The following is a 13,382-nucleotide window of genomic DNA, read 5'->3' on the forward strand; positions in this document are numbered from 1 at the left end:
GTAACGGTGTCGGATCCTTCGGGAGCCAAGCAGCGCGGGCTAGCGCTGGAACTGCGACGATCCGGCAAGGCGTGGCTCTTCGTCACGCCGGTGCTCGTCGCGCTGGCCGTAGTCATCGGATATCCGGTGGTCCAGGCGATCTTCATGTCCTTCCAGAAGGACGCCGGGATCGACCCGGCCACCGGCATGTTCGTCGAGGGCGGCAGCGCCGGGCTGAGCAACTACACGCACTGGCTGCTGCAGCAGTGCAACTCGCTCATGGGCACGGTGTCGTGCCCCACCGGCACGCTCGGCTCCCAGTTCTGGTCCGCGGTCGGGGTCACCCTGTTCTTCACGGTGGTGACCGTGTCGCTGGAGGCGCTCCTCGGCCTCGGCATGGCCATCGTGATGGGCAAGACCTTCCGTGGCCGGGCCCTGCTGCGCGCGGCGGTGCTCATCCCGTGGGCCATCCCCACCGCCGTCACGGCGCGCCTGTGGGAGTTCATGTTCCAGTACGACGGCGTGGTGAACCGGGTGCTCGGCACCCACATCCTGTGGACCTCCGACGTCTGGGCGTCGCGGTTCGCGGTCATCGCGGCCGACGTCTGGAAGACGACCCCGTTCATGGCGCTGCTGATTCTGGCGGGCCTGCAGGTCATTCCGGCCGACGTGTACGAGGCGGCCAAGGTCGACGGCGCGTCGGCCTGGCAGCGGTTCGTGAACATCACGCTGCCGCTGCTCAAGCCCGCGCTGCTGGTCGCGGTGCTGTTCCGCACGATGGACGCGCTGCGCATGTACGACCTGCCCGCGATCATGACCCTGGGTAACCCCTCGACGAACACCCTGTCGATCCTGGTGGTCGAGCAGGTGCGCCAGGGCCCCAACAGCGCCGCCGCGCTCTCGACGATCACCTTCCTGCTCGTCTTCGCGATCGCGTTCGTGCTGGTGAAGGTGCTGGGCGCCAACGCTGTTCGCACGCAGGAAGAACAGCGGAAGGCGAACTGATGAGCATGTCGATGACGAAAGAGGCGCCCGTCGAGCGCGCAGCGGCGCCGGTGCAGCCGGTGTCGTGGCGCAAGCGGATCGGCACCGTGCGGATGTACCTCGGTGTGCTGATCGTGCTGGTGTGGGGTCTGGGGCCCTTCTACTGGATGACGGTCGTCGCGTTCCGCGATCAGGCCTACACCTTCGACAGCACGCCGTGGCCGACCCACGTGACGCTGGACAACTTCCGCAACGCCTTCGACACCAGTCGCGGCAACAACTTCGGCCAGGCACTGCTCAACAGTGTGATCATCGGTTCGGTGACCACCGCGGTCGCGCTCGCGCTGGGCGTGCTCGCCGCGTACGCGCTGGCCCGGATGGTGTTCGCGGGCAAGTACCTGATCTCGGGGCTGATCCTGTCGGCCTCGATGTTCCCCGCGGTCGTGCTGGTGACGCCGCTGTTCCAGCTGTTCACCGATCTGGGCTGGATCGGCGAGTACCAGGCGATGATCATTCCGAACATCTCCTTCGTGCTGCCGATGACCGTGTACATCCTGGCGTCGTTCTTCGCCGAACTGCCCTGGGAGCTGGAAGAGGCCGCACGGATCGACGGCGCGACCAAGTCCCAGGCGTTCCGGCTGATCATGCTGCCGCTGGCGGCGCCCGCGGTGTTCACCACCGCGATCCTGGCGTTCATCGCCTCGATCAACGAGTACCTGCTGGCCCGGCTGCTGTCCGGCGAGAAGACCAGGCCGGTCACGGTCGCGATCGCCCAGTTCTCGGGTAACGATCCGCTGGTGCAGCCGTACGCGGCGATCATGGCGGCGGGCGTGATCGTCACGGTGCCGCTGGTGATCATGGTGCTGGTGTTCCAGCGCCGGATCATCTCCGGTCTGACCGCCGGTGGCGTGAAGAGCTGATCGGTGCGGGGCGGCGCGTTCGCCGCCCCCACGAGCTCCTCCCGGGTTCCGCGGCCCCCGGCGGGTAGAGTCACCTGTCGATGTGCACGTCGGTGCAGGTGAGTTCTTCCGTCGCTCCGGAAGGAGATGGTCGTGGCCTCCGAGGGTGGGCGCCGGCGTTCCGATGCGGAAGCGCCGTACTCCTCGATCGCCGGTTTCAAGGACCCGCTGAGGCGTGATCAGCCGCCACGCAAAGGTGCGGCGCGGCGGGCCCAGGCCGCGCGACTGGCCGCCGAACCCCGCACCAGGGGCCAGCGGATCCGGCGGCTGCTGCTCGCGCTGTTCGTGATCTTCGTCTGCGTGCCGACGCTGCTGTTCGTCGCGATCTACTGGAGCTCGGAGATCCCCGAGCCCGCCGAGGTCGCCGTCGAACAGCCCGCCACCGTGCTGGCTTCCGACGGCACCACCGTGCTGACGAAATTCATTCCGCCGAAAGGCAATCGGATCCCGATCCCGCTCACCGATGTGCCGATGCCGGTGCGCGATGCGGTGCTGGCCGCCGAGGACCGCAATTTCTATACCAACCCCGGCTATTCGACGAGCGGGTTCCTGCGGGCCGCCCGCGACAACCTGCTCGGCCACGACAACGCGGGCGGCGGTTCGACGATCACCCAGCAGTACGTGAAGAACGCCTTCCTCACCTCCGAGCGCACCCTCACCCGCAAGATGCGCGAGTTGATCATCGCGGCGAAGATGGCGCGGCAGTGGAGCAAGGACGAGATCCTGGCCGCCTACCTCAACACGATCTACTACGGGCGCGGGGCGTACGGCATCGCCGCCGCGGCCAAGACATATTTCGACAAGCCGGTGCCGGAGCTGACCCTGGCCGAAGGGGCCGTGCTCGCCGCGGTGATCCGCTCGCCCTCGGTGCTCGACCCGGAAAACCACCCCGACCAGCTGAGGGCGCGCTGGCAGTACGTGCTCGACGGCATGGTCGAGATGCAGGTGCTCGCCCCCGGCGATCGCGACGCGACCGTGTTCCCGCCGATCATCCCGCTCCCCGACATCCCGGCCGAGCCGGTGGCGCTCGGGCCCGAAGGCCATATCCGCACCCAGGTACTGCGCGAGCTGCGCGCGGCGGGTCTGACCGACGCCGACATCAACACCGGCGCACTGCAGATCACCACGACCATCGACCCGGTGGCGCAGGCGGGCGCCGTCGACACGGTGCGTCAGCGGCTGGAGTGGCAGCCGCCGGAACTGCGCGCCGCGGTGGTCTCGATCGATCCGCGCAGCGGCGCGGTGCGCGCCTACTACGGCGGCGAGAACGGCGCCGGCTTCGATTTCGCGCAGGCGCCGCTGCAAACCGGTTCGTCGTTCAAGGTTTTCGCGCTCGTCGCGGCCCAGCGGCAGGGCATCCCGACGACCAGGGCGATCGACAGCTCGCCGGTGGTCGACCGCGGCACCACGATCACCAACGCCGACGGCGATTCCTGCGGACAATGCGCGCTCACCGAGGCGCTCAAACGCTCACTGAACACCAGCTTCTACCGCCTCACCATGATGCTGGCCGACGGCCCGCGCTCGGTCGCCGAGGCCGCGCACCTGGCAGGCATCCCCGAGTACATCCCGGGCCTGGCGGACCGAACACTCACCGAGGCAGGCAAAGCCCCACTCAACGGGATCGTGCTCGGGCAGTACCTGGTGCGCCCGCTCGACATGGCCTCGGCATACGCGACCCTGGCCGCGTCCGGCGTGTACCACCAGCCGCACTTCGTGCAGCGGGTGAGCACCGGCGACGGGCGGGTGCTGCTCGACCGCGGCGCACCGGAAAACCGCGCGGGAGCACAGCTTCCGAAGCCGGAGCAGCGGATCATCGCGAGCATCGCCGACGCCACCACCCAGGCCATGACGCCGATCGCCAACTACTCCAACGGGCACGGCCTTGCCGAGGGCAGGCCGTCGGCCGCCAAGACCGGCACCACCCAGCTCGGCGAGACCAAGGACAACAAGGACGCCTGGATGATCGGCTACACGCCGTCGCTGTCGACCGCGGTGTGGGTCGGCACCGAGCAGCCGCAGCCGTTGCGCAGCGGGCGCGGCGGCGCGATCTGGGGGTCGGGCCTGCCCTCCGACATCTGGAAGCAGGTGATGGACAACGCGCTGGCGGGCACGCCGGTCGAGCAATTCCCCACGCCCGCACTGCCCAGCCGCGGCGGTTCACTGGTGCCCGCTCCCGCTCCCGCCGCGCCGGGCGGTGGCGGCGGCCCCTACGACATCCTCAACCCGCCGACGAACGCGCCGCGCAGTCCGGCGCCGGACATCATCAGCCCGCCGACCACCACACCACGCAATCCGCCGCCGGACATCATCAGCCCGCCGACCACCACACCACGCAATCCGGCACCGGTGATCATCATCCCGCCCGCGCCCCGCCCGTCCTCGGCGCCCGGTGAATTGTTCCCCGGGCTCGGCGGCGACGGCGGTGGATAGATCACGGATTGGCCACCCGGACCCCACACCCCCGCGGACATGGCAACATCGTTGGCCAGAGCGCGAACCAGCCCGACCAGTCGGCACCGCCGGTTTGCCGCGACGCGACGATGCGTCGAACGATCCCGGCGCGAAACCTGTCATATCGATGCGGGAAGATATGCGCTCGAGCGACGACGAGACTAGACATAGGGGCTACGCAGGTGGATTTCAATGTCGTTGACCGTCCCGAGATGCTGATCGCGGGCACGGTGCTCCGCAGTCCGGCGCTCGCCGTGGAGGGGCCACGCCGCGCCAAGGTGGTGGAGGCGTGGAAGCACCTGCTGGCAAGACCGCAGTTACCGGGACCGATCGCGACGGGTTACGTCGATTTCGCGACAGAAATCAACTCCTACCTGACCCACATCGTCGGCTACGAGTGCAAGACCCTCGCCGATCTCCAGGTCGGTGACGTGCTCGCGCGCATCCCGGCAGGCCGCTACGCCCGGTTCGTCGCCGGCGGCGAGCACCGCGGCGACACCATCGTCGCGCTGTGGCGCCAGATCTGGGACGCCGAGGCCGCCGGTGAGTTCGAGCGCGCCTACTCCGGCGACTACGAGCAGTATCCGGACGAGCACACGGTCGAGATCTTCGTTTCGCTGATCGACGAGAAGGGCGGCGAATAGCCATGACTGTCGACTTCGAGATCGTCACCCTCGAGGACGGTCTGATCGCGGGGCTAACCGTGCCGCTGGCCGGTCGCGAGGTGACCGCCCGCGACCTCGACCTGGTGAACTTCACCTGGGACCGGTACCTGTCCAGGGAGAAGACGGTTCCCCGCGCCGCCGCCTACATCGGCCAGAACGACCATGCCGTCGCGGTTCTCGGCTACGAGGTCGGCGACCTCGACGACATCGACCCCGGTGACGTGCTGACCCGCATCCCCGCGGGCCGCTATGCCAAGTTCGTCGTTTCCGACAAGCCGTACGACCTGTTGCGCACCGCGTGGGCCCAGGTCATCAAAGCCGAGAACGCGGGCATCATCACCCGCTCACACACGGCCGAACTCGAGCGCTACACGGGTCCGACGAGTGTCGAGGTCTACGTCTCGCTCGACTAGCACGCCACGAACAAAGGCCGGGCCACACGGAATACCGTGTGGCCCGGCCTTATTCGCTCCGATTACTCGGCGCCGATGATGAACGCTTCCAGCTGGGTGCGCGCCACGTCGTCGGCGATCTGCTCCGGCGGGGACTTCATCAGGTAGGCCGAGGCCGGGATGACGGGTCCGCCGATGCCGCGGTCCTTGGCGATCTTGGCCGCGCGGACGGCGTCGATGATGATGCCGGCCGAGTTCGGCGAGTCCCACACCTCGAGCTTGTACTCCAGGTTCAGCGGCACGTCACCGAAGGCGCGACCCTCGAGGCGGACGTAGGCCCACTTGCGGTCGTCGAGCCACTCCACGTAGTCCGAGGGACCGATGTGGACGTTGCGGTCGTGCACCTTGCCCGAGAGCGGGCCGTTGAGGTTGGAGGTGACGGCCTGGGTCTTGGAGACCTTCTTCGACTCCAGGCGCTCGCGCTCGAGCATGTTCTTGAAGTCCATGTTGCCGCCGACATTGAGCTGGTAGGTGCGGTCGAGCACCACGCCGCGGTCCTCGAACAGCTTGGCCATCACGCGGTGGGTGATGGTCGCGCCGACCTGGGACTTGATGTCGTCACCGACGATCGGGACGCCGGCGTCGACGAACTTCTGCGCCCAGACCGGGTCGGAGGCGATGAAGACCGGCAGCGCGTTGACGAAGGCGACGCCCGCGTCGATGGCGCACTGCGCGTAGAACTTGTCGGCCTCTTCCGAGCCCACCGGCAGGTAGGAGACGAGCACGTCGACCTGGGCATCCTTGAGCGCCTTCACGACGTCGACCGCCGGAGCCTCGGACTGCTCGATGGTCAGCGCGTAGTACTTGCCGATGCCGTCGAGGGTCGGGCCACGCTGGACCGTCACGTCGGTGGGCGGCACATCGGAGATCTTGATCGTGTTGTTCTCGCTGGCGAAGATCGCCTCCGCCAGGTCGAAGCCGACCTTCTTGGCGTCGACGTCGAACGCGGCCACGAACTTCACGTCCTTGACGTGGTAGGGACCGAACTTGACGTGCATGAGGCCGGGAACGGTGGCGTTCTCATCGGCATCCTTGTAGTACTGCACGCCCTGCACCAGCGACGATGCGCAGTTGCCCACACCGACGATCGCGACGCGAACCTCGCCGGACCCAACCTTGTTGACATCACTCATGGCCGCTCTTTCCCTCTTTCTGTGGTGCCGCCTTCGTCGATTGCTCCGCCGCAATCAACTCGTTGAGCCAGCGCACTTCGCGCTCGCTTGATTCCAATCCGAGCTGGTGGAGCTGACGGGTGTAGCGATCCAGCGAGCCGCTGGCCTTCTTGATCGCTTCCCGCAGTCCCTCTCGGCGCTCCTCGACCTGACGTCGCCGGCCCTCCAGGATCCGCATCCTCGCCTCGGCGGGGGTGCGGCTGAAGAAGGCCAGGTGAACGCCGAAGCCGTCATCGGTGTAGTTCTGCGGACCGGTGTCGGCGAGGAGTTCGTTGAACCGTTCCCGCCCGACCGGCGTGAGCCGGTAGACGCGGCGCGCACGGCGCGCGATCGCCCCCTCCGGAAGCTCCTCCGCGATCAGCCCGTCGGTCTGCATCCTGCGCAGCGTCGGGTAGAGCGAACCGTAGGAGAAGGCCCGGAACGCCCCGAGCAGGCCCGTCAGCCGCTTACGCAGCTCGTAACCGTGCATGGGCGCGTCGAGGAGCAGGCCGAGAATCGCCAATTCGAGCACTCGCCGACCTCACTCCCTGACTATGTCGACCCGACAGGCCGAACAGACCTAACCGATGGATGCGACTTCCAACTATATCGGAGCGATACATCAGCTGGCTAGGCGCGGGCGATTTCCAGTGATTGGGCGTGACGCTCATCCGCTGGTCGGTGGTGATCTGCGCGGCCGAACTCAGCAGGCCGCCCGGAACGAACCGAGCGGCCTGCTGTGTACGCGGCATACCGTGGGACCCACCCCGGTTCGCCTGCGCTGAATCGTCAGCCGAGGTATGGCGCGCGCCGCCCCTCCAGGTAGTGGGTGAGCCTGAGTCGCTGCGTGTGGTGCATGTCGAGGCTGTCCAGTTCGGCGGGGGCCACAAACCGTAATTCGGTGGACTCATCGGAGATGGCGAGGTTGCCCCCGATGACATGGGCCAGGAAGCACACGTTGAACTGGCGTCGAACCTCGCCATCGCTGTAGGCGATCACGTGGCGTGGATCGGTGTAGGTACCGACGAGCCCGGTGATCTCGATGTCGAGGCCGGTTTCTTCCTTGACCTCTCGCACCGCGCAGCCGGGGAGGCTGTCGGTCATCTCCATACCGCCGCCAGGCAGTGCCCAAAGGCCGCTGTCAGCGCGCCGTTGAAGCAGGATGCGGCCCATTTCGTCGCACACCACGGCGGAAGCCGCGACGACAAGACTGTTCGGCGCCGGCGCGGCTGGGTCGTCATAGAACTCGGTACGAGCCATCTGCTTAGCCTTTCACCGGCCGGCCCGTTTGCCAGACCGCGTTGAAACTGGCGGTGTAGGTGTCGAAGAGGCCACCGTCGAGGGTACGGCGCAGATGCCAGACGGGCGCACCGTATGCGTTCACTCCCCAAACGTGGGCATTGACCAACATTTCGTCGTCGGCGCGGAAGATGCTGTTGTAGAGCGTCGTGGCGTGGGTCCGCAGCTCGATGCCCGGCGTTGCTTGCAGCGCGCGGTAGTGCATCAAGGCGAGACGGCAGCGGGATTCGATGCCGTGCCCAAATTTCTCTTCCCTGCCCCGTTGTTGGACGTTGGCGCTGTCGGCGTCACCCACGGCTATCCGTATCGCACAGCCCGCCTCGGCTCGTTCGATCAACAGATCGTTGAGCCGTGGGTATGCCTCGTGGAGGAAGACGGCCGCGTAGACCAGGATGTCGATGTGGTCGCGCGCTGGCGTCAATAGGTTGACGAACATCGACGCCGAGACATCTGCTCGCTGGTCGTAGAGGGCAACGAGTTCGGGGCTGACGGCGCGGGCCGTACGCGCCTGTTGTAGGGCGGGCCACAGGGCATGGACGTCCTCACCCAAATACTCGGCAGCTTGGATTGCGGTGCGCCGCCGAGGGACTCGACCGAGGTTCACCCAGCGTTCAACCGATTTCGGGTCCACGCTGGTCGCCTCAGCCAATCGCGCGTGAGTCCATCCTCGCGCCGCTATCGCGGCGCGCAACCGCTCATTCGACATAGGGACGTTGTACACCCCTCAGGACGTCCCAAAGTGGGAAACGTAGGAGGTTCCGTCGTCCCGACGATCAGCGAGACGCTGATTCCAGGCCGCGCCGCCGGGTCGGCCATGAATCCCCGGCGGCGGGGGCAGCCATCGACGAGGGGAGTTCACGATGTGGGGGAAGAAGCCCAAACGTAGCGAGCTGACGGTTGACGCTATCGCTGCGCGGATCGCCGGCGAGGACACCCGCGACGCCATCGCACGCGACGACGAGCAGACCGGCCGAACCACGGTGATAGTGCACTCGGCACCGGAGAAGCGATTCACGCTCGACCAGGCGCACCGGATGATGCAGGTACACCGGGGATGCGACCGCGCCATCTGCCCGCGCAAGATGGCCGCCGTCAACGTGCTCGTCGGTGCGGGCGTGATGCGGTTGGACCGTCGTGCCGGGTACTGAACTCGACCGCGCCCGCCACGCCGTCACCGAGGCGATGCACGAAGCACACGCCGCCTCGCGCATAGTCGGAGCCCACACGCGCCAGGTGGCGGGCTGGCTGCACCGCGAGGACGGATCATGGGCGCCCGTCGATTACCGCGGCAAGGTGGGGCCGGTGTTCGCGATCGGCCCGGTCGACGAGGGCCATGACGACGGCGACGTGTTCACCGACGCCGCTGCCGCACTCGCCACACTCGGTGAGCCCGTGGTCATCGACGTTGATCCACTGTATTCGCCTGCGCTACAACGCCTGCTAGAGGTCGCGGAGCGCATCGCCCGCGACAGCGACGCCACCACCGTCGACGTCGAGCACGTCGAGCAAGCACTCACCGGACACCGGCGGAGAGGTGGAGAATCGCCCGGCGGCCCAACGCAGTAGCGAGACGAGATCCGCCCCGCGCGATATGTTCATTCTCCGCGCAGGCAGGAGTGGGTGTGCTTACGCCGCCGCATTATTCGGCGGTTCTAGTTCCCCCGTCCAGTCGCGATTCGCCCCTGAGCAGGGCAAACATGCTCGACCATTGACCAACGCCGCAACTTGATCTTCAATTGATGGGTCGGGCTGCGCTGTGCCCAATTCTCAAGCCTCCCATCATTTCTCGACAACGATCGGGACTCGTCTGCCTCCGGTCGCAGACATCCAGCTCTTGGCATGCGCGGTTCGGCCCTTGCAGAGGCCTCCACTCGAGCGGCTATCGCCCGAAGCCGTCGACGGACGAAGTCCTGCGCCGACCCCAGGGAATCGGATCCATCGCCGATCGCGAACTCGCTGCACCCTGCTTCGATCCCGTGCCCCTGGCAATCAACGTTCACAGCACAGGTAGAGCCCCGGCCGATCGGCCGGGGCTTTTTCGTGCCCGTATCCAGGAGGATCCCGTGTCCGAAACGGACCACCTCAGCCCCCATCTCGACCACCACGCTATCGCTGCGCAGTTCGGTCGATGCCGTGTCCCCGCACAGGCCTCGCGATGACGACACCGGACTGGGCAACCCGGGCCATCGAGTGGCGAAACTCGCTGACACCGGCGACGCCAGCCTCTCCCGCCGAAAGCGACCGCCAGCCACGCGTATTCAACATCTCGGTGTCATCCCCAGCTGACGCCGCCAGACAAATGAACCGGATCTACAACAGCCGCAGGCTCTTCGACGATGCGCGGCAATCACCCGTGCAGGCCGATCCCATCGACGCACCGCTCGATACCCCCACCGGCGGGGAGAAGGGGGCGAGCAAGGCCGCGACGCCGAAGGTCGCTGTCCCCAGAGGAGCTGACACCCCGCAGACCCCCGCGGCTACGCCATCATCCCCGGCACCCACGCCTCAGGCTCCAACCTCACCTCCTGCCACGGCCGGACCCTCGACCTCGACGCCGAGTCCATCCACGCTGCCCCTCCAGGAGCTGGGCGTTCTCCCGGGCGGGACGAACCCCGTCACGGTCCCGAACTCCCCGGTCGTCGACCCGGGCTCAGCGCTTCCCGTGGTCGTGGCCACAGCACTTCCAGAAGGCAGCTCGCTGCAACAGACCTCCTCTGCCGCCAACGGCATCCGGGTCACGGAAACGACGGTGACCGTACCCGAGCTGCCGCCGATCACGACGATGAAGATCACCGAAGATCCCGTGACCGAGGTATCCGTCGAATGCACGGTGCCGGTCCAACTCGCCGAACCCGGCGTCGTCCCACGGTCGGTCACCAACCCGGAAACGATCTTCCCCACCGGTCCCGGCTATACGCGCCAACAGCTCGAAGCCGACCTGAAGGCTTTCGACGCAGGGCCACTGGTGTGGGTCGGCCCGAACGGTCCGACCGCCTACGACGTAGCCCGAGCACGGCTGACCGCGGCCATGTACACCCCGGGCGAACAGTTCAATGACCTGGTCTGGGCCAATCACGTACCGCGCAACCAGGCCGAAATCGAAGAGCGATTCGCCGCAGTCACCCGCCTCAACCAAGCCGGGATCCCGTGGCTGGATCCGACCATCGCCGCATGGGTAGCCGACCAGCAGAAGATCACCGTTGCCGAGGACCCCTACAGCACCGTCGACAACACCCGCCCGTCGATGTACAGCCCCGCCGAGCTCCGCAGACAAGCGCTCGAAGCAGCCCGCACCGAACTCACCGTCGGCGACCTGAAGCAAGGACTCAACGACTTCCTGGTCGGTGCGACCGTGGGACCGGCGATCATCCTGTGGGATGCCGCCCACGACCGCGGCGACTACAGCGGCGCGGAAATCGCTTGGGCAGCCGCCGAACTCGGTATCAACACCGCCTCGATCATCCCCGGCCTGGGCTCCCTGACAGGGGCAGCGGCAAAAGCCGGCCTCCGCAGAATCGCCCCCAAGACCTGGGAAGCCCTCGCCGCGGCCGACAACGCAGCCGACGCGGCTCGAATCGGCAAAACCACCCAGCAGCGTGAACTCACTGACGCTGTCGACAGCTACCGGCAGCGCGCCGTCCGCGAGGGCGAGGCGCCCACGACAACAGGGCCATCCCAGATATCTCGGCCCGAAGGCAACCGTTCGCAGGCGGCCTCGGCAGAAGCGAGCACCTCACCAGCGGAAGTCCCATCTTCCGTCGGTGCAGGAACTGAACGCCCAGCCCGGCCCGGGGTCGACACCGACCGCACCGACGTCGCTACCCCATCCGGTGCACCGCGCACTGAGGTTTCGACCGAAGTAGAAGCCAGGATTTCCGAAACAGGACTGCATCGTGGCGGTCTCGCCGGTATCGACGAGGGCGGTTGGCAGGCCGCGTTCCCAAGCTTGTCGGGTCCGCGGCTCGATCATACGGTGGAGCGGCTGAGACAAGAAGTGATCAATCGGAATGACATCGATCGAATCCGACGGTCGATGCGCGCGGGTGGTGTCGATATTGACACCAGAACCTTGCAGGAGATCAAGGAATACAACTTCAACAGTCGTGGCCTGCAGTTCAGCCCCGAGAACTACAATGCGTGGACCCGTCTCGGAAACGGAAACGGCACTATTGGTGACGTTCGCTACCTAGTACACGAAGCATCTGAGGTGAAAGCATTACAGACATTCGAGCGACAAACTGGGTTCGACTTCATGGGTAGACGATGGGATGGAATGTCCGACGCGCAACAGCGAGGTTGGCAAACAACTTTCAACGGAGCGTACACTACGGCGCACTCACAAGCGCTGCGGGACGAATACAAATTTCTCACCGACACGATCAGTGACGTCACAAATGGTAATATTCGGATACGGCCAGAAGTCGCGGCCGCCATCGATACTCGTTCTGAGGCTCGGATACATATGCTTATCGACGGGACATCTTTGGAGCGGAGCCCACAGTTCGCCGATTGGAAGGCTACGGGGAGCGCATTGGTTACACTAACAGGCTCGGGCGCAGGCAGGCTTGGGCTGCCGCGAGGAACCCAGCTCACCCAGAGCGAGCTCCTGCAGCGTGTCAAATTCCTTCGAGTTGATAGCTGGAGATAGGAATAAATCACCCATGGATATGGAAGTAGCGAAAATGGCAACGAACGATTCGAAAGCGCAACGGGATGAGGATTTCAAGTACCTTGCCGAAACCTTCGATGGCTCCACAGACGATGTGTCCATAACGCTGCGAACGCTAAAGAAATCAACGAATCCAGATGCACGCTTGATTCCATACGTCAAGGCTTTACTCGACAACAGGACGCCGTGCAAGACACAGATTCCGTATCGGTACGGCGAGATCAGATGGCTCGCCGCCGGAGCGCTCCGGCGAATTTATGATGCCGTAGGGATTCGTGAAACTATAGTACTGCGAAATGTTCCAGTGACTCAATCGGGCGATCAACTCGATGAATTGTCATGGGAATCGGGCAACAATGAGGTGTGGTTACACCTTAGTTTCGAGGAGCGCTTCGAAAGGCTCCGGGACATGGGGAAGCTGCCCGTCCGCGATGTGGTGCTCGAGTGGGCGAATGCGGACGGTTAGGTCCGACTGCAGGCAGTCCTGAAAGGAATGAGGGCGCAAATCTTGGCACTCGCCATGTATTTGGACTTGCCGCCGAACTGATGGCAGACCGAAAACGACCGGACATCGGCGGCTGAGGAGGTTGTCGATCCGATGCCCGGTCGGGCGATGCGGGGTGGATCAGCCGGCGACTTCCTCCGAGGTGCGCGAGGTAGGAGCTGGCAGCGGGGCGAACCAGTTTTGGACGGGTGCGGATGGGCCTGGACTAGGTGTACTGACCTGAGAGGTTGGGAACGCGGCTGGCCGGTGAGTGTCCGCCGAGTGC

Annotated in this window: 13 protein-coding genes; 9 read left to right on the forward strand and 4 right to left on the reverse strand. The window is 65.8% G+C overall.

The features are described from left to right. Positions 1–6: 6 nt before the first annotated feature. From ACFVAV_RS22180 to ACFVAV_RS22200, 5 genes are all read left to right on the forward strand, one after another. Entirely contained in the window at positions 7–984 is a 978-nt protein-coding gene (locus tag ACFVAV_RS22180) for a carbohydrate ABC transporter permease (RefSeq protein WP_379036963.1), read from the forward strand. A gap of 11 nt (positions 985–995) precedes the next feature. Continuing rightward, positions 996–1,883, forward strand: coding sequence for a carbohydrate ABC transporter permease (locus ACFVAV_RS22185; RefSeq protein ID WP_379036992.1), 888 nt, complete (start codon positions 996–998; stop codon positions 1,881–1,883). Positions 1,884–2,009: 126 nt separating this feature from the next. Continuing rightward, entirely contained in the window at positions 2,010–4,355 is a 2,346-nt protein-coding gene (locus ACFVAV_RS22190) for a transglycosylase domain-containing protein (RefSeq protein WP_379036964.1), read from the forward strand. A gap of 203 nt (positions 4,356–4,558) precedes the next feature. Continuing rightward, positions 4,559–5,020, forward strand: coding sequence for a GyrI-like domain-containing protein (locus tag ACFVAV_RS22195; protein WP_379036965.1), 462 nt, complete (start codon positions 4,559–4,561; stop codon positions 5,018–5,020). Between the two features lie 2 nt (positions 5,021–5,022). Further along, positions 5,023–5,454, forward strand: coding sequence for a GyrI-like domain-containing protein (locus ACFVAV_RS22200; RefSeq protein WP_379036966.1), 432 nt, complete (start codon positions 5,023–5,025; stop codon positions 5,452–5,454). 62 nt (positions 5,455–5,516) lie between these two features. On the opposite strand, the gene ACFVAV_RS22205 is transcribed toward ACFVAV_RS22200, so the two are convergent. The 4 genes from ACFVAV_RS22205 to ACFVAV_RS22220 form a co-directional block, all read right to left on the reverse strand. Next, a complete protein-coding gene (locus tag ACFVAV_RS22205) occupies positions 5,517–6,626 on the reverse strand; it encodes an inositol-3-phosphate synthase (RefSeq protein WP_379036968.1) in 1,110 nt (369 codons plus the stop codon). After that, complete coding sequence (locus tag ACFVAV_RS22210; protein WP_189031469.1) at positions 6,619–7,176, reverse strand: PadR family transcriptional regulator; 558 nt, start codon at positions 7,174–7,176, stop codon at positions 6,619–6,621. The genes ACFVAV_RS22205 and ACFVAV_RS22210 overlap by 8 nt, the downstream gene beginning before the upstream one ends. Positions 7,177–7,433: 257 nt before the next feature. After that, entirely contained in the window at positions 7,434–7,904 is a 471-nt protein-coding gene (locus tag ACFVAV_RS22215; protein ID WP_379036969.1) for an NUDIX domain-containing protein, read from the reverse strand. Between the two features lie 4 nt (positions 7,905–7,908). Beyond that, positions 7,909–8,649, reverse strand: coding sequence for an XRE family transcriptional regulator (locus ACFVAV_RS22220; protein WP_379036970.1), 741 nt, complete (start codon positions 8,647–8,649; stop codon positions 7,909–7,911). A gap of 154 nt (positions 8,650–8,803) precedes the next feature. Between ACFVAV_RS22220 and ACFVAV_RS22225 the strand changes: the two genes are divergently transcribed. From ACFVAV_RS22225 to ACFVAV_RS22240, 4 genes are all read left to right on the forward strand, one after another. Further along, positions 8,804–9,091 (forward strand): hypothetical protein, encoded by a 288-nt coding sequence (locus ACFVAV_RS22225; RefSeq protein ID WP_379036971.1) that lies wholly within the window; start codon positions 8,804–8,806, stop codon positions 9,089–9,091. After that, complete coding sequence (locus ACFVAV_RS22230) at positions 9,078–9,509, forward strand: hypothetical protein (protein WP_379036972.1); 432 nt, start codon at positions 9,078–9,080, stop codon at positions 9,507–9,509. Before ACFVAV_RS22225 ends, ACFVAV_RS22230 begins: the two co-directional genes overlap by 14 nt. A 589-nt stretch (positions 9,510–10,098) precedes the next feature. Continuing rightward, positions 10,099–12,591, forward strand: a complete 2,493-nt coding sequence (locus tag ACFVAV_RS22235; protein WP_379036973.1) for a hypothetical protein — start codon at positions 10,099–10,101, stop codon at positions 12,589–12,591. Positions 12,592–12,604: 13 nt separating this feature from the next. Then, positions 12,605–13,078, forward strand: coding sequence for a hypothetical protein (locus tag ACFVAV_RS22240; RefSeq protein WP_379036974.1), 474 nt, complete (start codon positions 12,605–12,607; stop codon positions 13,076–13,078). The last annotated feature ends 304 nt before the right edge of the window (positions 13,079–13,382 follow it).

It is taken from the genome of Nocardia sp. NPDC057663 (assembly GCF_042799895.1).
Classification (GTDB): Bacteria; Actinomycetota; Actinomycetes; order Mycobacteriales; family Mycobacteriaceae; genus Nocardia.